This is a genomic window from Cytobacillus sp. FSL K6-0129 (assembly GCF_038007625.1).
Lineage (GTDB): Bacteria > Bacillota > Bacilli > Bacillales > Cytobacillaceae > Cytobacillus > Cytobacillus kochii.
In genome coordinates this window covers 704132-725055 of the sequence record NZ_JBBOXM010000001.1, presented here as the reverse complement: position 1 = coordinate 725055, position 20924 = coordinate 704132, and the positions used below count along the sequence as shown (strand labels likewise).

Below are 20924 nucleotides of genomic sequence, written 5' to 3'. Positions count from 1 at the left end.
AGTGTTAATGTCCCCTTTAAGTAGACATTCAAAAAAACCTTCATGTTACCATGAAGGAAAGAATGCTACCTTGGAGGGGATTTTTCTATGGCAAAGAAAGGACAAACTTTTAATAGTTATTCGGAAGAGTTTAAACATAATGCCGTCATGAAATATGTGAATGGGTCTAAAAGTTATAAAGCATTGGCAGAGGAACTGGGAATCCGTCACTGCAGCCAGCTTAAAGTGTGGGTTAAGAAATGGAAAGAAGGAGCCCCGTTTGATGAGCGTAAAGGAGTTTCTAATCCTTTAAAAGGCAGGCCTAGGACTAAATTTAAGTCGGTTGAAGAGGAAAGGGATTATTTGAAAGCACAAGTTGAATTTCTAAAAAAGCAGTATCCAAATCTGGTAAAGGAGGAGAAAACCCCAGACGAATGAAATATGAATTGGTGGATGAGTTAAGGGTTACCTATCCGGTCTCCTGGCTGTTGGAGATTGCCTATATCAAACCGGCTAGCTACTACAAATGGAGAAAAAACAATCATAAACGCGAAGCAAAAGTTAGGGATGAACAAAAGATTCGAGAGCACATTTTGGGCATACATTTTATGCATCCCGAATATGGACGACCCCGTATTACAGACGAATTAAATGAAAACGGGTATTTAATTAATCACAAAAAGGTCTACCGATTGATGACGGCAATGAACATACAATCAGTCATCCGAAAAAAGAGAAAACGACATGGTCATAGTCCTTCTAACCTCTTTCCTAACCGTCTGAAAAGGAAGTTCAAGGCGGTAGGACCTAATCAAAAAATGGTAACGGATATCACATTTGTGTCTGTTGGCGAAGAATATTATTATTTATCGGTCATACAGGATCTCTTTAATAACGAAATAGTAAGTTGGGAGCTAGCCCAAAGAAATGATTTGGAACTTGTGTTAAAAACGGTAGAGAAATGGACAAAGAAAAAAGACGTGGCTGGAGCCGTTCTCCATTCGGATCAAGGCTTCCAGTACACGTCAAAAATATACGGCAACCGATTAAAGGATTATGGCATCAAAGGCAGCCACTCTCGCAAAGGAAACTGCCTGGACAATGCCTGTATAGAATCATTCTTTTCACACCTCAAAACCGAGAAGCTGTATATAAGTAAGTGTAAGGGAGAAGAAGAACTAGAGCAAGCTCTTGAGGATTACATTTACCATTACAATTACAAACGAAGACAAAAGAAACTAAAGAAACGCGCGCCGATTGAATATCGACACGCGCTCACTGCTTAGCTTTTTATGTTGTCTACTTGACAGGGGCAAGACCAGAGTATAAATCTTAGATTGGTTTTTTTATTTAACTAATAAATTAAACGAACTATGTTCCAAATATTCAATAGGAAAAAAATAATAAATACACAATTAAGAGTAAAAAAAATCTTGAGGGAAAAGTTAATAACAGAGGTGATTAAGATGAAAAAAATGTTGATCTTACTTTTTTTCGCACTATTATTATCATTTGTTTCAACAGTTTCAGCACAAGGACTTCCGCAAGTGGAATTGTTTGATGTGGAAGTCAACGACGTTGTAAAAAAACGCCCCCCTAATGAACAAATACAACAAGAAGCAACATCCATTCTTCAATCAATCAATGGGATATATGTGAAGATTAATCCTATGCCTAAAGACGGCTATATGGTTCGTATTCCGTTGGCACCATCATTGACCGTAAAAAACAAATGGTTTAATGATTTTATCAACGAAATGGTATTAATTATTCCTGAAGAAGAAGAACCTTATATTATGTTATTAGATGACGAAAATCATCCCCACTTCCTCATAGCACAACGAGATTTCTACCAAATAGTGACACTTATAATTGGCGAATCAAACAGCTTAAGATGAAGATGACAAGATTAAAAGCTACCAAAGAAGAAGCAATTGTGAACATTATCGTGGATTGCTTCTTCATATCGTTGTTGTATACTCGGAAAAATGTTGGTTTTTTAATATAGGAACGGTTTGGTAAATATTTAAACGGCTACAATGCTTCACATCTTTTTCAAACCCTCTTTCTCTTAATTCTACTCCACTCGTACATTCCCATATTAATCTACTAAGTGTTGATTTTGAATACTGAAAAGCGCCAATACACACTTGCACCTCAGCTGATCGCTTTCCTTCTATCCTAGAAAGGATGGCCCCAGCCCCCAAGTAGTCTTCCATTGCAGGACGAAGGGAGTCTTCAAATTCTTTCACGCCATTCCATAATTCTCCACAAGGAACAACAGTAATATTAGCGTTTAATGAAGCGGATAATTGGTTTGCAGCTGATGCTACTGCAGAAGCGTTTAATAAGAGCCAATGAATAAAGCTGGTATATGGGAGGCAATCCAAGTACAAAAGGCACCATTTAAGGAACTCAAAACATATTTTTGCCTATCATGTGAGTGGTTAAATGTAACAGGTGATAAAGTGGGTGCACCTAATCTCGCTGCCTCAGCTCTCCCAAGAATATATTGCGCTCCCAATGATTGCGCGTATGCTTTGCCATTTAAATGAGGGGGATAAGGATATATGATTGCTCCATAATTTAAACCCGTTACAACTGTAGAAGAAAAACTGAGGACATCAACAATAATCACAATATCTCCTCGATTTGCTGCTTCTCTCACACCACGTTTTCCCCATTCTATCTGACATTCAGGTTGTATGAAATGATTATTCTCCTCTTTTCTAAATGACTTTATTTTGCTGCATTCGCGGTTAAATAGTTTAAGATAACATTTTTCATTGTTACTAGTTGATGCTGCGCAGGTAATTCCGGTTCGATTATATTCGTTTTGCTTTGTACAGCAAGTTTAAATGTGAAAACAGTGAAATTGTTAATAATGGTTGGAATTACTTCTCTGGCATTAATATCTGAGCGAATTGTTCCATCATTAGCGCCAGCATCAATCATGTCGAAAAAAAGGCTAAACAATTGATCTCGGACATTTAAATAACATCGATTTTCTTCAAAGGAAAAATTGTTGACAGCAATGTAATTGACGATATAGTCTAAAATTTTCGGTAATGCGCCTGATTCTTTGTTTGAATGAAAAATGAAAAAATCCAAAAGGTAGGTGATTTTTTCAAGGTACGAGATATCTTCTTTTTTACTCAATTCTTCCATAAAAGAAAGCAATATTTTCAATTTCTCAGCAGCAACCTCATCGACAATCATATCTTTTTTTGGAAAATGTCTAAATATCGTTGCAACACCCATTTCTGCTTTGACTGCTATGTCATTCATTGTTGTTTTTTCAATACCATTTTCAACAAATAGAATTTCTGCACTTTGTAAAATCTTTTCTCTCTTTTTCTTTTTCGTATTCTCTCTCATAATACCGGCTTAACTCCTCATATTTTTTGCGAATGCATAAGCATAACTATATTTCATTTATATTATCATAACTATTTCATGAATTTCTCTTTTCTAAGGGTACCAACAGAAAAATAAAATAAATGATAGCATTAAAAAATAATTTACAATTGTAAAAAAACTTATTTACTAACAAACGGCCGCATGATAAAATACCCATGATAGTTAAACTATTATTTTTAAAAAATTCAATTTAATCGTTGGGATAAGGGGGAAAAGAGATGTCTGCAAAGAAACCAGAGAAATGGGATTATGAAACCGATGTCGTTGTCATGGGAACAGGGGGAGCAGCATTAGTTGCAGCCATTACGGCACACGACCAAGGAGCTAAAGTTGTTGTTTTAGAAAAGACTCATCAAATCGGTGGAACAACAGCTTTTTCAGGTGGTGTACCATGGATACCGTTAAACAGATATATGAAAGAAGTAGGATTAGAGGATACAAGAGAAGATGCACTTGCCTATATTAATCGTGTAACTGGTGGCAAAGTACCAGATCCGAAATTGCTTGAGGTATACGTTGATAACGCTTACAAAGCGATTGATTATTTATATGAGCATACTCCGGTAAGATTCGCTGTACCGGGAAGTTATCCAGAATATTATAGTTATTTTGAGGGTTCTAGAAAGGGACGTTCATTAGATCCCCTTCCATACGATTTAAATGAAATTGGTGAATGGGGAGCACTCATTCGTCACAATCCAACTTTCCCACCTTTAACACTTGAAGAAGGTGGAGCAATTGGTGGAATTGACTTCGTAAAGGTCGCAGAGCGAATGGAAAATAATATTGTGACAATGGGACGATCACTAATCGCTGGATTGGTTAAAGGTTGTTTAGATCGAGGTATCGATATTGTGATGGAAACATCAGGTAAAGAGCTTGTGTTAAATGACGAAGGTGAAGTCATTGGCCTCATTGCTGAAAATAAAGACAATCAAATTTATTACCGTACCGAAAAAGGAGTGATGTTAGGTTCAGGTGGTTTTGAATGGAACAAGGAATTAATTAAAACCTTTTTAAAAGGTGAGATTACTCATCCACTTACACCTTGGGGGAATGAAGGCGATGGCTTAATTATGGCCATGGAAGCTGGAGCAGCATTAGGGAATATGAGTGAGGCTTGGTGGTATCCGACAATGCAAGATCCCACGTTTGAATATGAGGATCGTGTGATGAACCAATTAGCTTCAGGCGGTCGTACGGGTCCTAATAGTATTATTGTAAATGGTAAAGGGAAACGTTTCGTCCATGAAGGAACGACCTACAATGATTTACCAAAGTCATTTTATGAATTTGATCCAGTGAATGTAGAATGGCCAAACGAAAAAAATAACTGGATGATTTTTGATCAACAAGTAAAAGACGCTTCCATGATTGTTACTGTTATGCCAGGTGAAGATGCACCAGAATGGATGACGAGAGCAGATAGCATAAAAGAATTGGCTAGTAAGATTGATATCAATCCAGATGCCTTAGAAGAAACTGTCAATCGTTGGAACAGCCAAGTTGAAGCAGGGGAAGATAAAGATTTCCACCGTGGAACAACTTTCTTTGAAGGTTTAGCACTTGGCGGAGGTAATAAGGAACTAAACCTTGGAAAGATTGAAAAAGGTCCTTACTACGCTGTACAAGTTCACTTTGGGAGCTTAGGCACAAATGGGGGACCAAAAATAGATGAAAACGGACAAGTAATCAGTTTACGTGGTAATAAGATTAAAGGTTTATATGCAGCAGGAAATGCAGCGATGGGCATCTTCGGCCAAGGATATGTTAGCGCTGGTGGAACAATTGGGCCTGCACTTACATTTGGTTACTTAGCAGGATTGGCTATAAGTCAAGAAAATGAATGATGAAGTTAAATACAAAAAGTGAGGGAGTGCATATATATGCCAGCAGGAACACATACCATTACGTTACCAGTGGGAATTGAAGAAATCTGGTCTTTTGTAAGTGATATGAACAAATGGGCCCCATTAGTCCCTGGTTACATCGAACATGAAATTCTCAATGAAAATGAATCGACTTGGGCTTTTAAAGGTGATTTAGGGTTTATGAAAAAAACAGTTAAGCTAAAAATAAATATTATAGAATGGAAAGAACCAACAACAGTTACCTTCGATTTAAAGGGGATATCGGATAACTTTAAAGGAGGCGGTTATTTTAATGCTGTTGTTGTTAATGATCGAACCACGGAAATGACGGGTAATCTGGACATCACGGCCGGTGGTGCTATGGGTCCAATGATTAATCAAATCCTAAAATCATTTGTACCAAAAACAACTGAAGAATTAACTGAAGCTGTTGGTGGGAAGATTTATGAAGTTGTAAATGCATAAACAATCATGATAAAACATTCGCTTATTTCTTGGCGAATGTTTTTGTTTCCTATTATCAACGAACGTAAAAACAAAGTAAATTTTTTATTAGCACATGTTTTTATCTTGTCAAAGGTAGATGAGCATTATATAATTTAAAGAACTATAACGTTGCACTTTATCTTTTGGTTAATTACCTAAAGAAATGTTAGACAATTGTAACGTTTCACTTTCAAAAAGGGAGTAATGGAATTGATTAATTGTTTAGTAAAATGCGTTACTGATTGAAAGCTTATAATTTTAAGGTTAAAAGAAGGATAAATAATTTTAAAAAATAATTATGTAAAAAAATTCTTTACCATTATTTCTATCATATACTATTATAGGTTAGTACGATTACAAACATAGTTATTAAACAATATATAAGAAGGTATAGGTGACATAGCTAGAATGCTTAAAAAATATGCTCTAAAAATGGGTATAGGAATGAAGAAAATTCATTTATCTACTAATGAAAAAGAATATAAAGAAGGCCATATTATTGAAGGTGGCATAAAATTTTTTGGTGGTCTTATCCCACAGAAGATTAGAAGATATGATATTGATTTGATTGCTTGCAACCAAAAAAATGATAAAGAAGAAATTGTGAGATCTCACTCTGTATTTTGTTCGATTCCTGTCCAACCGAATGAGCAGAAAGAAACAGTATTTACATTGGAAATTCCATCAGCAAATGAAATGAATGCTCAAGATAATGATTATTATATTCAAGCGAACTTTATGCTCGATCATAAATTAGAGCAATCAGTAAGAGTTGCAGTGAAAATTAGCCCCTTAGCAACTATGTAAATTAAATAATCAAAGGATAGAGCGATCATACAAAATGATGGCTCTTTTTTATAAAGGAGTAAAAAACACTTGCAAATCGTAATGATTACGTTTTATACTATGAGTTGAAAGTATCTGATTGTTTTTAGTTTTTTATGAATAGGAAACGGAAAGGAGATAAAAAATTGAGTGTTAAAATCACACTAGCCTGCACAGAGACGGGTGATAGAAATTACATTACTTCAAAGAATAAAAGAAATCATCCAGATAGAATTGAACTGATGAAATATTGTCCACGGTTAAAGAGAAAAACTTTGCATAGAGAAACAAAGTAGAGAATTTAGAATATAGAAAAGGAATGGTGAAAGTTGGCTAAGAAATCTAAAATAGCAAAAGAAAAGAAACGGCAAGAATTAGTGAAAAAATATGCAGAAATTCGGAAGGAGCTGAAAGAAAAAGGTGACATTCAAGGTATTAGAAAACTACCGAGAGATTCGTCCCCGACAAGGTTAAAAAACAGATGCGAATTAACCGGAAGACCTAGAGGTTATCTTAGAAAATTTAAGATGTCTCGTATAGCTTTTCGCGAATATGCACATAAAGGTCAAATACCAGGCGTTAAAAAATCGAGCTGGTAATCCACAATCCTTATTAGATGGGAGTATATAAACGAAGATAAGAAGAGTATTTTTTTAATTCTTAAATCGTAATCATTTTGATTTATAGGGGTGTTTAACAATGAAAAAAATTCCAGTGACCGTTCTTAGTGGTTATCTAGGTTCCGGTAAGACAACATTATTAAATCATATATTAAATAATAGAAACGGTTTAAAAGTAGCAGTCATTGTAAATGACATGAGTGAAGTAAACATCGATAGTGAACTTGTTCGAAAACAAGGAAACTTTTCTCGAACGGAGGAAAAATTGGTGGAGATGTCAAATGGATGTATATGCTGCACTCTTCGAGAAGACTTACTTATAGAAGTTGAACGATTAGCTAAACAAGGTGAAGTAGATTACATACTGATTGAATCTTCAGGTATTAGCGAACCTGTCCCTGTAGCACAAACCTTTTCTTATATCGATGAAGAAATGAATATAGATTTAACTCGGTTTTGTAAATTAGATACGATGGTAACGGTTGTTGATGCGAATCGATTTTGGCATGATTTTGAATCAGGAGACACATTATTAGAACGTAGGGAGGCAGTTGGGGAAGAAGATGATAGAAATATCGCTGATTTACTCATTGACCAGATTGAATTTTGCGATGTGCTTATATTAAATAAGTGTGATTTAGTAAATGATATAGCCCTTGATAAATTAGAAAAAGTGATTAGAACACTGCAGCCACAAGCGAAGATTATTCGTACGGTAAATAGTGAAGTAAATCCGAATGAAATATTAAATACTGGGCTTTTCGATTTTGATGAAGCGAGTCAATCTGCAGGTTGGTTACAAGAGCTCTCGATCGGTCCTTCTGATCATACACCTGAAACAGAAGAGTATGGCATTTCATCTTTTGTCTATTACCGAAAATACCCTTTCCATACTGAACGTTTTAATACTTGGTGTCAAAAAATGCCATCACAAATAGTTAGATCAAAAGGGATTGTTTGGTGCGCGAGCAGAAATAACTTAGCTATATTAATGTCACAAGCTGGTCCTTCTGTAATGATGCAGCCCATATCCTATTGGGTAGCATCACTACCAGAGAAGGAAAAAGATGAGACCTTAAAGGAAAACCCTAGTTTGTTAGATGATTGGGATGTGGAATTTGGTGATCGTCATACTAAACTTGTGTTTATTGGAATGGATATTGATGTAGATTTAATAACAAAAGAATTAGATGACTGCTTGTTATCACCAAGTGAGTATGATGCCAAGTGGGATGAACTGCCAGATCCATTTAGCTGGACAATCAATAGTTAGATAAATCGGTCCAGTTATAAAACATGTTGATGTTGTCGAGGAAAGAAAAATTATTTTCTTTCCTCGTTTTTATTTTTAATAGGAGTTTTCATAAGATACTGTTATGCATTTTAGCCTTTGATATTAGAGGTTAACTAATCATTACAAATGCATGAGTACATGATATAAGAATGGACACATTAATAAAATACAATTTCAATACTGGTGGTGTCTTATGGATCTGATTACAATATTAAATTTACTACTACTGGCCTTCTTGATCTTTGCGACCGGTTTTTTTGTAGCAGCTGAATTTGCTGTTGTCAAACTAAGAATGTCACGGATTGATCAGCTTATTGATGAGGGGAATAAAAAAGCAATTACTGTCAAGAGGGTAGCAGATAACTTAGATTATAATTTATCAGCTTGCCAACTGGGGATTACCGTAACAGCTTTAGGACTTGGTTCCCTTGGTAAGCCAACCGTTGAGAAGATATTATATCCTGTTTTTGATTGGTTAAATATTTCACAATCATTATCATCAGTTCTTTCATATGCCATTGCCTTTATTTTAGTAACCATTCTACATGTAGTTGTCGGTGAAATGGCACCTAAGACCTTAGCGATTCAATTTGCCGAAAGAATGAGCTTATTATTAGCGCCCCCTCTTTACTGGTTCGGAAAAATCATGTTTCCTTTCATTTGGTTACTTAATGGAACATCAAGAGTAATATTACGTATGTTTGGCGTGCCGGCAAAAGCAAAAGAAGATTCCTATACGGAAGAAGAATTGAAAATTGTCATGACGCAAAGTTATCAAGGCGGTGAAATTAACCAAACCGAACTCGAGTATATGGAAAATATTTTCTCCTTTGATGAAAGGGTGGCCAAAGATATCATGGTTCCGAGAATTAATATGGCTGTGTTCGAGCAGAACATGGCGAAGGAAGAAATTGCGCAAACCATGATAGAACATAATTTTACAAGATATCCTGTTATAGATGAAACTAAGGATCGAGTGATCGGGATCGTTAATGTTAAAAAAATGTTGGCAAAGATGGCAGGCAAAAGGGATTATCACTTGTCTGATTTTATTCAATCTATTCCGTTTATTTTAGAAACAACAAAAATATACGACGCATTCATCAAAATGCAAAAAACCGGTGTTCACATGGTGATAGTTGTGGATGAATACGGTGGTACCTCTGGTTTACTGACGATAGAAGATATTTTAGAAGAAATTGTTGGTGAAATTCGCGATGAATTTGACGAAGAGGAAGTCGAAGAAATTGAGTATCGTGCACCTAACAAATACTGTATCTCTGGACGCGTTTTATTGGATGATTTAGAAGAAAAATTCGGGATGACATTCGCAAATAGTGATCAAATTGATACATTAGGCGGTTGGATTCATCAAAAATTAGCGGGCATGGCAAAAAAGGGAGATGTCATAGAAGAAAACGGTCTCACTTGGACAGTAATGAAAGTAAAACAACTACAAATCCAAAGAGTACAATTAGAAGGACTTCATATTGGAGGTGAACCCAAAGGGGATTGAGAATGGACGGTATGATTATTTTAAATCTATTTCTTGTTGTTGTGTTTATTATTTTAACCGCATTTTTTGTTGGTGCAGAGTTCGCTATTCTTAAGGTGCGAATGTCACGAATTGACCAACTGATTGAAGAAGGAAATAAAAAGGCTAAAATATCGAAAAAAGTGGTTGTGGGGCTCGATTATCATTTATCGGCATGCCAATTAGGAATTACTGTTACCGCCCTCGTACTCGGTGCATTGGGTGAGCCAACAGTAGAAAAAATTTTACATCCTGTTTTTGAACGATTCGAAGTATCTAAAGCAACAGCCACTTTATTGTCGTATTTCATTGCTTTAGCGATTGTCACGTTTTTCCACGTTGTCTTTGGAGAATTAGCTCCAAAAACATTGGCGATCCAATATTCAGAGAAGATGACATTGTTACTTGCTCCACCATTATATTGGTTTGGGAAAATAACAAAACCGTTTATCAAATTCTTAAATGGAGCTTCGCAAAGTCTTCTAAGATTGTTTGGTGTCGAACCGTCGAAACATGAAACAGCGCATACAGAAGAAGAAATAAAGTTGATTGCCACACAAAGCTTTGAAAGTGGTGAGATTAACCAAGCAGAACTTACTTATTTAGAAAATATTTTTAGTTTTGATGAACGAAAACTAAAAGATATCATGATTCCTAAATCAAGTATCATTACACTTGAAAAAAACATGAGCCTTGCCGTATTATTAGATATTTTAGAAAAACACGCTTTTACTCGTTATCCTGTTAAAGACAAGATAGATGGAAGGATTAAAGGTTATATAAATGCAAAGGAATTATTAACGAAAAGTCTAGTGGATCAAGATGTATCTATCAGTGATCTTATTCATGAAATTCCAAACTTTCTAGAGACTTCTCCAATTAAGGAAGCTTTACTAACGATGCAAAAAACAAGAAAGCATATGGCACTTATTCATAATGAAGAAAATCAAGCCGTTGGTATTGTCACAATGGAGGATGTTCTAGAGGAAATTGTTGGTGAAATTGGTGAGGAAGGCTATAGCGTAACCTAACAACTATATGATTTACCTAATGCGTGAGAGTTTAAGACCGACCATAGGCCTCGTATGGTATCGTAATTAGGATTATCATCTTTCATATTTTTGATATGAATGATACTAAACAATAGAAGTGGTATGATCTTGTGCAAAATATATGCAATATCATAGCAGAAAAATCCCTCGCTCAACTATAAGGTAGTAGGTGAGGTGAGCGAGATGTATCAATCAATTCTACGAAACAACCGGGCATTCAGATTTTATTTACTAAGTAAGAGTTTCACCAGTTTAGGTAATATGATGATAAATATGGCTTTATTGTTTTTTGCTTTCTCATTAACTGGTTCATCTAGCTATGTAACTGCTATGGTGGCCGCACAGGTGTTGCCATATTTGCTATTTGGATTAATAGGAGGCGTATTAGCGGATTGGATTCCTATTAAGAAATGGCTTATTCGGATGGAAATCATTAAAATACCGATAATCATGATAGTGATTGTTCTATTTTATACTCAGCAATTACAATATTGGCAACTTATTTTTCTCTGTTTATCTATACATACAATAGGTTGCTTATATGATCCTGCGAGTAGAGCGTTATTGATGAAAGTGACGGTTGAAGAAGAGAGAACAACGGCCAACAGTTTAGTTGACTCTATTACAAGAGGTGTTGTTATAGTAGGCCCAGTTGGAAACCTCATCATTTTAGCTACGATCGGTAAAATACATTTATTTACAGTTTCGATAGTTAGCTATCTTGTTAGTACAATATTCCTTTCATTTGTGAAGGTATACATTCATAGTGACATCAAAACGAATAAATTAAAAATTTACAGGTCCTTAAAGGAATTTTTTCACTGGTTAATACAGCACCATATTCTTAGGAATGTCATTTTCATCACTGTTGTGATTGTATTTTTCCATACTTGGGTCTGGCAAGTAGGATTATTTTTGTTAGTAGAACAAATGGTTACAAAGGGAGAAGAATGGTACAGTATTTTAACCAGTTGGTACGGCCTATTTGTCATTGTTGTTAATGTAATCATTCCTTTATTTATCAAAAGATTCACTATGATGCAATATGTAATTGGTTCATTTATATGGGGAGCTGGCATTAGTATCGTCGGTTTAGTTAATGGGCTCCCATTTTTGTTTATTGGTGTGTCCCTCGCAGCGATTGGTCTACCGATTTCAGGGTTAGCTAGAGTTTATTTGTTACAAAAACACCTACCAGATGAGATGTTAGGCCGAGGATTTAGTTTTAGCGCATTTACTTTATATTGTGCGAATGCCTTTTCCTTATTATTATTTGGTTTATTCTCACATATTGTACCAGTAAGATTCCTCTTTGCAATATGTGGCCTTTTTATATGTCTCTTCACATTTTATTACTTCGTGAAGTTGTTTCGAAATGTTCGAGGTGAAATGCCATATACTCTTTTAAAAAGGCGATTATAGACAGCAATGGATGAAAAACCTGCGTTCAGAGCCGTATCGAGAATAGTCGTATCATTCTGTTTCAATGAAAACAAACTTCTTTGCAGACGATAGATTTGTAACCACGAATAGGGCGAAACCCCGACGATTTCCTTAAAATAATGAGAGAAATAATAGACATCCCAATCAATAATTGTTGCCATGTCCTTGAGGGTCCATGGTGATTGATAGGCTTCTTTTAATGAGGACGTAACTTTGTAAATAGCAGGTGCTACGGTTTGATAATGCTCTGTTGGTAGCTGATGGTTATTCGTATGTATCGTGTGTTTTAATAGAAGGATCGCTAGCTGTGTGTAGCTGTTCTCAAGGAATAAGCGAAACATCGGCTGTTGATCGTCTTCTTCTAGAGTCATCATTTCAATTACCAGCTCAATCCATTTCGTGATCATTGGATTGAGCTGAATAACCGCTGCAAATGCAATATCAATAGGTTCAACACCAAAAGATTCATTCACATCTTTTAAAAAAGAAGGGTTGATTTCAATAAGAAATTTTTGCTTTTCAACAAATAATTGCTGATGAGGTGTAAATGGATCAATCATAATAAATTGATTAACCTTAAGTTTTTCCACTCTTTGTGATAGATGGTAATGAATGGGTCCGTTTAGAGCATATATCAATTTATACGAAGCATCTGAACGTAATAAGCTTTCTTGTTGAAAGGTGTTTTTATAGAGAAACAGTCCCTTTTTTGAAGGAATTAATACATTTCCATGTTGCATAAGAGCTCTCCTATCTTAATCATAGTTTTCCTCATGATTACCTTCTTTGAAAATAGTGGCAGCGTCTTGTTTTGTCCATTCCGGAATACTCATTTTCGGATTTTTCTCAATGTAATTTTTCACCATTCGGTAGCCCTCAGAATAGCCATACAATGGTGGCAGTGGATCAAATCCGCCATAAAGAATCTCATTAGAGTGCTCGAGTGTTCCTTTTTCGAAATGAGGTGAAGCATAATCCCATGCCTCTTGGTCATAAATCTCATTTGTATTGATCATTTGTTGATTAGGGTAAATGATCTCTTGAAACATCACTGCCTTTCCTTCAAAAACCATATTATCTAGGACAGTCCATTTCTCAGATGGCCCTCTATATGCAGCTTGCCAGGCACTATGATGATATTCATGAGCGAGTGTAACCTTAAAACGATCGATGGAAAGGTACTCGTCAAACAAAATGAGAATCTTATCTGATCCTACTGCCATTCCAAAACCAGGGTAGGAAACAGGAAGTAAGCATACATTGATTTCCTTTTCTATCGGTAAGGCAGCAGCAGAAAGCTCTAATGCTTCTGACAAGTTATCTTTTACTTCCTTACTATTCATCCGTTCGATGGCTCTTTGTAGTTTGTCGAAATTCTCCGGGTTATGTGACAATACATCTTCAGCGATATGAAGAAATTCGCCGTCAAGAAAGCAATCATTATAAATAGGATCAATGACCGCTTCTTTATAATCTGCGAATATAGCATCTTCTTCATCATGATCTTTTATGTACTTTTCCATTAAATGTTGGATTTCTACAATATTAAATGATTGTCCGGTTTCAGTTTGGAAAGACCAGTTCGTTTCTAATTTTTCATTCCTACTCATTTCAGAACACCCGCATAATAAAAACAACACTGTTAAGCTAAGACAAAAATAAGTAAAACGCATATATACCTCCGATTAAAATTTCCGCCCAATGTAGCTAGCAGAGACAGGGTGTAAATTCATTTCTCTCGCCCAAATAGACAACTGGCCGATATGATGAATTTCATGGGCAATTATATGATGAAGAATCGCAGTCACATTTTGGTGACTAGAGTCCCAAGGAATAAATACTTGTTTATCTATAGGTACATCATGAGGAAAGGTAGCGCTTATTTCAGTTCTTAGTTGATTTGATAGATAATGAATACGATCAAGTGTCTGATAGTCACTATAATCAAATAGTACATCTTCTTTTCCATTGATACATCGTAGCCAGCTATACTCCACATCAATGATATGGAAGAAGGTATAAAGAATACTCTTGACACCACCGACCCTCTCCTTTAATAGTTCATCAGGAGGGATGTCTTTCAACAGTGTCAACCATTCATCTCTCACTTGCCAATTATATTGAAAGAACTGGAACAAAATCATTTCACTCCTCTTACAAAATTACATTTTTTCCAAAATATGATACTATTAATTATAGCAAAAAAAGTAATAGGAAGTTGAATAATTGCAAGAAAAAATAGGAAATACAGAAAATAAAATAGGCTACAATTTATAAATTGACCAGATAATCATCTGTATCAAATTTCCACCTGTTTTTTATTGTAATCGAAATGTAAAGTAAAGCATGGAGAAAAAGAACGTGCTCTTTTTATTTTCAAATGGATAACTGGAATCTCGAGAGAAAGACATTCATGCCAAGCAATATCAAAATAATAGTAATCGGCTATTTCGTTTTACAAAAAAGGCATTGTTTCTCGCCAATCTTGTTCTATAGAATGGGATGTGAGGCCGTTTAGCAAAGTGTGTTGGTTCTATATCCATAGAAACTGGACTTCTCGTTTGTTTATTTAATGCCTTTTATCTTTAATCATTAAGACTTTCATATTGAAAGGAGTGATTGCCATGTTCACAATGAATCTAACAATAATTGCATGTAGGTGTTTAGGGGATTCTTTTACTTAAGGAGAGAGTAAATGGAAATAAGAGCTTATAGACCAGAGGATGAAATAGGTTGGGTGAGATGTAGAGTACTTGCCTTTTTGGATTCAGCTTATTATGACAATGTTTTAACTGCAAAAGAGCATTACGAAAATCAAGCGATTGAACTCACAGCTATCATGGACAAAACAGTTGTCGGCTTGATCGATGTAGAATATGAAAATGAAGAAAAAAGTATTTGTTACCATGGGAGTGGACTCGGTGGCATGATTTGGCATATCGCTGTCCATCCCGATTACCGAAGACAAGGGATTGCCCGGGCATTACTGACAGAAGCTGAGCGAATAGCTCGTAAAAAAAACATCAATCGGTTAGAAGCGTGGACGAGAGACGATAATGGAGTCAACAGTTGGTACCAGCAAAACGGATTTACTAGTGATTACTCCTATCTTCATCTTTATATCAATGAAGAAGAGGGTAGTGATATCATTTATAGCAAAGAAAAAAATATCCTACCAATGACAATCTTCGCGCATTATGTCGGTGATAACAAAGAAGAAGTGAAGTCACAGTATAAGCGAGCATATGAATGTTTTTGTTATGAGAAGTTTCTGTAAAACCAAATCTATTATAAGTATGATAAAGATTAAATAGAATAAAGAAAAGGCATGTTGGATGTTTCACACCATGCCTTTCGCAAATTTATAGTTCCCCATTTTTAACCTTCTCAACTCAACTACTGTAAATAAAGATGTATAGATATCTCGTACTTCATTTTTTTGGTCCTTCTTATCCTCAATTGGATAAGTAAAATAGCAAAGCAGGGTTAATCGCACATACTTATGAGGTGTTGCTTCCATATGGTGCTCGATTATTTGCAGGCTTTTCTTTTCCCTAGGTCAAGATAAACATGAGGGTGGAGCAGAATAAAGAATGTCATTTTGCTCGATTCTTAGCGTAAAAAGAAGAGTAAAGATTGTATAAAGAATTTTATATATTTGGATTTACGTTAACTATAAGACTCGAAATTATCGGAATTTTTTTTCGAGTCTTATAGAGAATGATAGGGGGAAATCTATGGTAACGACAATATATATGGTTAGACATGCAGAATCGCCGTTTATATTTGGTGAGGAGAAAACGAGAGGTTTATCGCCAAGGGGAAGAGAAGCAGCAATTAAGGTCACTGAGATTTTAAAGGATAAAAAGATTGATAGAGTCATCTCTAGTCCATATACACGCGCAATCGAGACTGTTCGAGAGGTTGCAGAAAATAGGCAACTACAAATCAAAACATATGAAAATCTAAGAGAAAGACCAATTAAGGGGCTCGATTACCATGCAGAAGAAAAGGAATTATTATCCGCCATTGAGCAGTCATTTAAAGACGAAAATTACTGTTTAGTTGGAGGAGAATCCACAGTTGCCGCACAAGAACGTTCTATTCCAGTCATAAAAGAGATTTTAAACAATTATAAGGGAGAATCTATTGTTATTGGGACACATGGAAATATCATGACGATTATAATGAATTACTTTCAAAAACAGTTTGATTTTCAATTTTTTCAACAAACAACAAAACCTGATATTTATGAGATGGCTTTTGCTGAAGAAAAACTGTTAACGGTTAATCGCCTATGGGGGAACAGTCATCATGAAGAAAAACAATAAAATACAAGCCGTTTTCTTAGATAGAGATGGCACAATTGGTGGCGATGACACCATCCATTATCCTGGGGAATTTAGACTCTTTCCCGGTGTAAAAGAAAATATAAGCAAGTTACAGGAAAAGGGAATAAAGGTTTTTGCTTTCAAGAACCAACCTGGAATTGCGAAAGGATTAACGACAAAAACGGCATTTATTCACGAATTACTTTCTTTCGGATTCGATCAAGTGTATATTTGCCCTCATGCCCCTGAAGCGGAATGTAAATGTCGCAAACCAAATACTGAAATGCTCCAGCAAGCAGCAGAAGATTATAAGCTTTCCCTAGCTCGAACCGTCGTAATTGGCGACCGCTGGAGTGATATGGTTGCCGCTTCAAAAGTAGGTGCAATGAAAATCTTAGTCAAAACTGGGGCAGGAGAGCAAACATTAAAAGAGCACCAGGAGAGACTCAAAGACATTGAGTTGGATAAGGTTGTTGAAGGGATAGACGAGGCCATGAACGTTATTCATCGAGAGTATATATAAATGTTCGATATGTACGGAACGCTATTTCAAACAGATAAGATATTATGATACTTGAAAAATATCTTAAATGAATGTTGAAATTTATCTAGAGGTAAAGGTAAATAGAACAAAGTTTAAGTGGAGAGTTAAAAAACTACTTAACCTCTGAATATAAATACTCTAAATAAAAGTATCTATAAGATAAATTAAGGGTGGAGATAGTATCCCCACCCTAACAAGACATAGAACCAGAACCTTATGAAGCTTGGTTTTATGATGTTGTACCATTTACTGCTGTTCTTTCAAAGTGATTTTTTCTTTTTGGTTTTGTTTCATCACTTTTTTTACTATGATTGCTATCACAAATAGGGCCAATAAGATTAAAGTGATAGTGGCACCCGGAGGCGTACCATACTCATAAGATGTAAATAAACCACTTAACATACCAGTCAACGCAATAGGTATCCCTAATAGAATTGTGCTTGCAAAGCTACGGCTCAATCGCATAGAAATGGCTGCAGGAAGAATTAAAATGGCGGATACGAGCAGGGAGCCAACTATAGGCATAATAATAGCAATCGTTACTCCGGTTAATACATTAAAGGCAATCGACATCGTTTTGATTGGTAATCCAGCAGTAAACGCTGTTTCTTCATCAAATATTAAAACGTACATCGCCTTACGGAAAATGATATATAGTATGACGATGATTCCCGCTAAGAGATAGAGCATCCATACTTGTTGTGTGCTAATTGTTACGATAGAACCGAATAAAAACTGATTGATATTAAGTGTAGTTCCACCTTGGTTCAAACTCATTAAAAACAATGCTAAGGCCATCCCGCCAGACATTAAAATAGCAATTGAAACTTCTGAATAGGTGCGATATAACATACGTAAGTATTCCAGTAAGATCGCAATGATCACCACCATGATAATGTTCGTCCAAGTCGGATTGATACTAACTAATAATCCAAGTGCTACACCAGCTAAAGAAACATGAGCTAGAGTATCTGCCATCAGAGACTGTCTCCGTAGTATGAGAAACAAGCCTAGCATAGGGGCAATTAAAGAGATGAGAATCGAGGCTTGGAAAGCTCTCTGCATGAATTCATAGAGAAACATCTCCAAGGCAATTCCTCCTTTCGAACAAGTTCAATATGTTTATTACAATAATTTCGTAATTCGTCGTGGTCGTGCGACACCATCAGAATTGCTTTTTCGTGTATTTCACTTTGATGTCGCAATAATTGGTAGAATTCCTCCCGTGATTTTTTATCCATTCCTGTAGTAGGTTCATCTAGAACAAATAAGTCCGGATCTGTAGCAAATACACGTGCGATCGATATTCGTTGTTTTTGGCCTCCTGATAATTCACCAATTTTTTTATGACGCATCTCCCATAATCCTACAGATTCAAGGGATCGTTTCACTTGATCTTTATCCGCTTCAGTCAACTTTTTAAACCACTTGCCCCTTTGATAGAGTCCTGATTGAACTAATTCTAAGACTGTACTAGGAAAACCAATATTAAATGAAGATACTTGTTGGGGAACATATCCAACCACTAACTTCTCACCATATCGATTCGTAGGAGACTGCGTAACTTCCCCCATAGTAGGCTTAAGCAATCCTAAGATATTACGTAACAAAGTTGTTTTTGCGGCGCCATTTTCACCGGTTAACATGACAAAATCACCCGGGTTTAGCTCAAATGAAATATTTGTTAAGACGGGTTCTTTTTCGTAGTGGAAAGAGAGATCATCTACTTTTATATAGAACACTTTTTCATCTACCTTTCTTCATTTTCCAAAAATAAGGTGGAAGGATTGCAGGATCGTCTATCTGATTCTTTATCTAATAGATAGAAGTTAAATTAACCAGATGGGCTAACTAGAATGATGCAAACCCAAACCTTGGTTAGTTAGCCTTTTTTAAATAACCGCCTTCACCAATTGATTCTAATGTACACTAAGTTGCAATGCTTTAAGGTTATGACGCATAGCTTCAATATAACCTAAGTCATTTTCTAATAATTCTTCAGAAAGTACCTCTAAATCATACAATACAGCTGTGTCTGTTCCTGTCTCTGATGCAACGGTTTGAGCAATGGAGGAGCTCGCTCCTTGTTGATAATAAATCACAGGTACGTTATTCTCTTCGACTAAATGACCGATTTCAGCAATACGTGAAGGACTGGGCTCAACTTCTGTAGATAATCCCCCAATCGCAATTTGTTCTAGGTTGTAACGTTTCGCTAGATGGCCAAATGCCTGGTGTTGCACGACAAAAACACGATTTTTCGCATCTTTTAAAGTAGTTTGATATTCCTCATCTAGATCCTTAAGTTCATTCATAAAGGATTCAGCATTCTTCTCATATATTTCTTCTCCACCTGGATCTGCCTCAATTAAGGCATCACGAATCGCTTTGATTTGATTTTGTGCTAAAACTGGATCAAGCCATATGTGAGGATCTTGTTCTTCGTGATCATCAATTAACACAGATACAGGGTTAGATTCTGCCTGAATATGATGTTTATCATCATAAAGAACAGCTTTCAATTCAAAGCTTTTTCCTGTGGTTTTGTACTCAAAATGATCGGTTACTTGTTTTGGTACTGCTTTCCATTCTTGGTTAGCATCTTCTCTCATCATCCAATGCCAATGATTATGATTGAATGAATCAGTCGGCACAGCTTCTAATGTAACAACATCACCTGTATGATAATGATCTGCTAACCCTTTAATGTTTATTTCCGCTTCCTTCTTGTAATGGTTATGTTCAGTGTCTACCTGGTTATCATGGTTATCAATATTAATTTCTACTGGCTCTGATTCTGCATATTTATTATGATTATCATCATAAATAACAGCACGAATATTTAAACTTTTATCTGGAGCAACCATTGTCAACGTTTCAGTACTTTGCTCAGAAATAGCTTCCCATTCTTCACTCTCATCTAACTGCTGATACCAATGCCAGTGATCATAATCGGCATTTCCTATTAATTCAGCTGAAAGTTGAATTTCATCACCCGTATGGTAATGATCTGCTACCCCATTGATCTTCACTTGTTCTGTTCCAGTTGAGTCGTGTTCATCATGCACATTTTCATGGTTTGATTCATAGAGACCGTCTGCAGCACGTGCTATAACGAGATTGTTGTTCTCTACCGTATTAAGTAGGCTCTTTACCCAATACTCCATTTCTTCACTACTGTAGACAAACACATCTGCTTGACTGACAGCAGCTACATCTTGGGCACTAGGCTCGTAGTGATGGGTATCTTGACCTTCTGAAACCATAAGTTGAACATTTGCTCGATCACCAGCTACTTGTTTGGTGAATTCATACATCGGTAAGAAGGAAGCGACAACAGTTATTTCAGATTCATTCTTATTTCCAACTTCTTTTGAATTTTGAGACTGACAACCAAAAAGAAATGCTATCACGGTAAAACATATGAATATAGTTTGGTGTTTTTTCATTTTATCTATGAATCTCCTTGTTAGAATGTGTTGCAAAAGTAGAGAGAAGAGAGGACCAATCCATCTCTTCTCCAAA

At 35.9% G+C, this 20924-nt stretch carries 24 protein-coding genes; 15 read left to right on the top strand and 9 right to left on the bottom strand.

Annotated features, from left to right (window positions below):
• The first annotated feature begins 87 nt into the window (after positions 1–87).
• From MHI57_RS25020 to MHI57_RS03530, 3 genes are all read left to right on the top strand, one after another.
• Entirely contained in the window at positions 88–417 is a 330-nt protein-coding gene (locus MHI57_RS25020) for a transposase (RefSeq protein ID WP_251161713.1), read from the top strand.
• Positions 414–1265, top strand: coding sequence for an IS3 family transposase (locus MHI57_RS03535; RefSeq protein ID WP_328200406.1), 852 nt, complete (start codon positions 414–416; stop codon positions 1263–1265). The genes MHI57_RS25020 and MHI57_RS03535 overlap by 4 nt, the downstream gene beginning before the upstream one ends.
• A gap of 180 nt (positions 1266–1445) precedes the next feature.
• Positions 1446–1877, top strand: a complete 432-nt coding sequence (locus tag MHI57_RS03530) for a hypothetical protein (protein WP_095373216.1) — start codon at positions 1446–1448, stop codon at positions 1875–1877.
• A gap of 63 nt (positions 1878–1940) precedes the next feature.
• Here MHI57_RS03530 and MHI57_RS03525 read toward each other — a convergent pair whose 3' ends face one another.
• From MHI57_RS03525 to MHI57_RS03515, 3 genes are all read right to left on the bottom strand, one after another.
• On the bottom strand, positions 1941–2369 hold the full coding sequence (locus MHI57_RS03525; RefSeq protein WP_340975074.1) for a 2-phosphosulfolactate phosphatase: 429 nt from the start codon (positions 2367–2369) through the stop codon (positions 1941–1943).
• Entirely contained in the window at positions 2324–2647 is a 324-nt protein-coding gene (locus MHI57_RS03520; protein ID WP_340975072.1) for a hypothetical protein, read from the bottom strand. The genes MHI57_RS03525 and MHI57_RS03520 overlap by 46 nt, the downstream gene beginning before the upstream one ends.
• 71 nt (positions 2648–2718) lie before the next feature.
• The gene (locus tag MHI57_RS03515) at positions 2719–3357 is read right to left on the bottom strand and encodes a TetR/AcrR family transcriptional regulator (RefSeq protein WP_307318534.1); all 639 of its coding nucleotides are present in this window, start codon (positions 3355–3357) and stop codon (positions 2719–2721) included.
• A gap of 260 nt (positions 3358–3617) precedes the next feature.
• Here MHI57_RS03515 and MHI57_RS03510 point away from each other — a divergent pair, with 260 nt between their 5' ends.
• The 9 genes from MHI57_RS03510 (at position 3618) to MHI57_RS03470 (ending at position 12503) form a co-directional block, all read left to right on the top strand.
• Entirely contained in the window at positions 3618–5249 is a 1632-nt protein-coding gene (locus tag MHI57_RS03510) for an FAD-binding protein (RefSeq protein ID WP_340975065.1), read from the top strand.
• A 36-nt stretch (positions 5250–5285) separates the two neighbouring features.
• Positions 5286–5735: a CoxG family protein gene (locus tag MHI57_RS03505; protein ID WP_307318538.1), complete on the top strand. Its 450-nt coding sequence runs from the start codon at positions 5286–5288 to the stop codon at positions 5733–5735.
• Between the two features lie 429 nt (positions 5736–6164).
• Positions 6165–6563, top strand: a complete 399-nt coding sequence (locus tag MHI57_RS03500; RefSeq protein WP_307318540.1) for a sporulation protein — start codon at positions 6165–6167, stop codon at positions 6561–6563.
• Positions 6564–6727: 164 nt separating this feature from the next.
• Positions 6728–6877 (top strand): 50S ribosomal protein L33, encoded by a 150-nt coding sequence (rpmG, locus tag MHI57_RS03495; protein WP_340975061.1) that lies wholly within the window; start codon positions 6728–6730, stop codon positions 6875–6877.
• A gap of 33 nt (positions 6878–6910) precedes the next feature.
• The gene (rpsN, locus tag MHI57_RS03490) at positions 6911–7180 is read left to right on the top strand and encodes a 30S ribosomal protein S14 (protein ID WP_307318543.1); all 270 of its coding nucleotides are present in this window, start codon (positions 6911–6913) and stop codon (positions 7178–7180) included.
• A gap of 100 nt (positions 7181–7280) precedes the next feature.
• A complete protein-coding gene (locus MHI57_RS03485) occupies positions 7281–8474 on the top strand; it encodes a GTP-binding protein (protein ID WP_340975055.1) in 1194 nt (397 codons plus the stop codon).
• 214 nt (positions 8475–8688) lie between these two features.
• A complete protein-coding gene (locus MHI57_RS03480; RefSeq protein ID WP_340975054.1) occupies positions 8689–10011 on the top strand; it encodes a hemolysin family protein in 1323 nt (440 codons plus the stop codon).
• Positions 10012–10013: 2 nt separating this feature from the next.
• A complete protein-coding gene (locus tag MHI57_RS03475) occupies positions 10014–11060 on the top strand; it encodes a hemolysin family protein (protein ID WP_322909386.1) in 1047 nt (348 codons plus the stop codon).
• Between the two features lie 204 nt (positions 11061–11264).
• Positions 11265–12503 carry an MFS transporter gene (locus MHI57_RS03470; protein WP_340975050.1) on the top strand — a complete coding sequence of 413 codons (1239 nt, stop codon included), beginning with the start codon at positions 11265–11267 and terminating at the stop codon, positions 12501–12503.
• Here the strand turns inward: MHI57_RS03470 and MHI57_RS03465 are convergent.
• From MHI57_RS03465 to MHI57_RS03455, 3 genes are all read right to left on the bottom strand, one after another.
• On the bottom strand, positions 12434–13264 hold the full coding sequence (locus tag MHI57_RS03465; RefSeq protein ID WP_340975047.1) for a helix-turn-helix transcriptional regulator: 831 nt from the start codon (positions 13262–13264) through the stop codon (positions 12434–12436). The genes MHI57_RS03470 and MHI57_RS03465 overlap by 70 nt on opposite strands.
• A gap of 15 nt (positions 13265–13279) precedes the next feature.
• Complete coding sequence (locus MHI57_RS03460) at positions 13280–14134, bottom strand: DUF2268 domain-containing putative Zn-dependent protease (protein ID WP_307318557.1); 855 nt, start codon at positions 14132–14134, stop codon at positions 13280–13282.
• 75 nt (positions 14135–14209) lie between these two features.
• Positions 14210–14662, bottom strand: coding sequence for a DinB family protein (locus MHI57_RS03455; RefSeq protein ID WP_307318572.1), 453 nt, complete (start codon positions 14660–14662; stop codon positions 14210–14212).
• Between the two features lie 557 nt (positions 14663–15219).
• On the opposite strand from MHI57_RS03455, the gene MHI57_RS03450 reads away from it, so the two are divergent.
• From MHI57_RS03450 to MHI57_RS03440, 3 genes are all read left to right on the top strand, one after another.
• Positions 15220–15801 (top strand): GNAT family N-acetyltransferase, encoded by a 582-nt coding sequence (locus MHI57_RS03450; RefSeq protein WP_340975043.1) that lies wholly within the window; start codon positions 15220–15222, stop codon positions 15799–15801.
• Between the two features lie 460 nt (positions 15802–16261).
• Positions 16262–16855: a histidine phosphatase family protein gene (locus tag MHI57_RS03445; protein WP_307318563.1), complete on the top strand. Its 594-nt coding sequence runs from the start codon at positions 16262–16264 to the stop codon at positions 16853–16855.
• Positions 16839–17378 (top strand): HAD-IIIA family hydrolase, encoded by a 540-nt coding sequence (locus MHI57_RS03440; protein ID WP_340975037.1) that lies wholly within the window; start codon positions 16839–16841, stop codon positions 17376–17378. The genes MHI57_RS03445 and MHI57_RS03440 overlap by 17 nt, the downstream gene beginning before the upstream one ends.
• 267 nt (positions 17379–17645) lie before the next feature.
• On the opposite strand, the gene MHI57_RS03435 is transcribed toward MHI57_RS03440, so the two are convergent.
• The 3 genes from MHI57_RS03435 to MHI57_RS03425 all read right to left on the bottom strand — a co-directional run bounded on the left by MHI57_RS03435 (position 17646) and on the right by MHI57_RS03425 (position 20848).
• A complete protein-coding gene (locus MHI57_RS03435; protein WP_281203044.1) occupies positions 17646–18488 on the bottom strand; it encodes a metal ABC transporter permease in 843 nt (280 codons plus the stop codon).
• On the bottom strand, positions 18425–19141 hold the full coding sequence (locus tag MHI57_RS03430; protein ID WP_281203043.1) for a metal ABC transporter ATP-binding protein: 717 nt from the start codon (positions 19139–19141) through the stop codon (positions 18425–18427). The genes MHI57_RS03435 and MHI57_RS03430 overlap by 64 nt, the downstream gene beginning before the upstream one ends.
• Positions 19142–19318: 177 nt before the next feature.
• The gene (locus tag MHI57_RS03425) at positions 19319–20848 is read right to left on the bottom strand and encodes a metal ABC transporter solute-binding protein, Zn/Mn family (RefSeq protein WP_340975034.1); all 1530 of its coding nucleotides are present in this window, start codon (positions 20846–20848) and stop codon (positions 19319–19321) included.
• Positions 20849–20924: the final 76 nt, after the last annotated feature.

Coding starts and splice junctions, on each gene's coding strand:
- MHI57_RS25020 (WP_251161713.1), top strand. CDS start 88: ATGGCAAAGAAAGGACAAACTTTTAATAGTTATTCGGAAGAGTTTAAA.
- MHI57_RS03535 (WP_328200406.1), top strand. CDS start 414: ATGAAATATGAATTGGTGGATGAGTTAAGGGTTACCTATCCGGTCTCC.
- MHI57_RS03530 (WP_095373216.1), top strand. CDS start 1,446: ATGAAAAAAATGTTGATCTTACTTTTTTTCGCACTATTATTATCATTT.
- MHI57_RS03515 (WP_307318534.1), bottom strand. CDS start 3,357: ATGAGAGAGAATACGAAAAAGAAAAAGAGAGAAAAGATTTTACAAAGT.
- MHI57_RS03510 (WP_340975065.1), top strand. CDS start 3,618: ATGTCTGCAAAGAAACCAGAGAAATGGGATTATGAAACCGATGTCGTT.
- MHI57_RS03505 (WP_307318538.1), top strand. CDS start 5,286: ATGCCAGCAGGAACACATACCATTACGTTACCAGTGGGAATTGAAGAA.
- MHI57_RS03500 (WP_307318540.1), top strand. CDS start 6,165: ATGCTTAAAAAATATGCTCTAAAAATGGGTATAGGAATGAAGAAAATT.
- MHI57_RS03485 (WP_340975055.1), top strand. CDS start 7,281: ATGAAAAAAATTCCAGTGACCGTTCTTAGTGGTTATCTAGGTTCCGGT.
- MHI57_RS03480 (WP_340975054.1), top strand. CDS start 8,689: ATGGATCTGATTACAATATTAAATTTACTACTACTGGCCTTCTTGATC.
- MHI57_RS03475 (WP_322909386.1), top strand. CDS start 10,014: ATGGACGGTATGATTATTTTAAATCTATTTCTTGTTGTTGTGTTTATT.
- MHI57_RS03470 (WP_340975050.1), top strand. CDS start 11,265: ATGTATCAATCAATTCTACGAAACAACCGGGCATTCAGATTTTATTTA.
- MHI57_RS03465 (WP_340975047.1), bottom strand. CDS start 13,264: ATGCAACATGGAAATGTATTAATTCCTTCAAAAAAGGGACTGTTTCTC.
- MHI57_RS03460 (WP_307318557.1), bottom strand. CDS start 14,134: ATGAGTAGGAATGAAAAATTAGAAACGAACTGGTCTTTCCAAACTGAA.
- MHI57_RS03450 (WP_340975043.1), top strand. CDS start 15,220: ATGGAAATAAGAGCTTATAGACCAGAGGATGAAATAGGTTGGGTGAGA.
- MHI57_RS03445 (WP_307318563.1), top strand. CDS start 16,262: ATGGTAACGACAATATATATGGTTAGACATGCAGAATCGCCGTTTATA.
- MHI57_RS03440 (WP_340975037.1), top strand. CDS start 16,839: ATGAAGAAAAACAATAAAATACAAGCCGTTTTCTTAGATAGAGATGGC.
- MHI57_RS03425 (WP_340975034.1), bottom strand. CDS start 20,848: ATGAAAAAACACCAAACTATATTCATATGTTTTACCGTGATAGCATTT.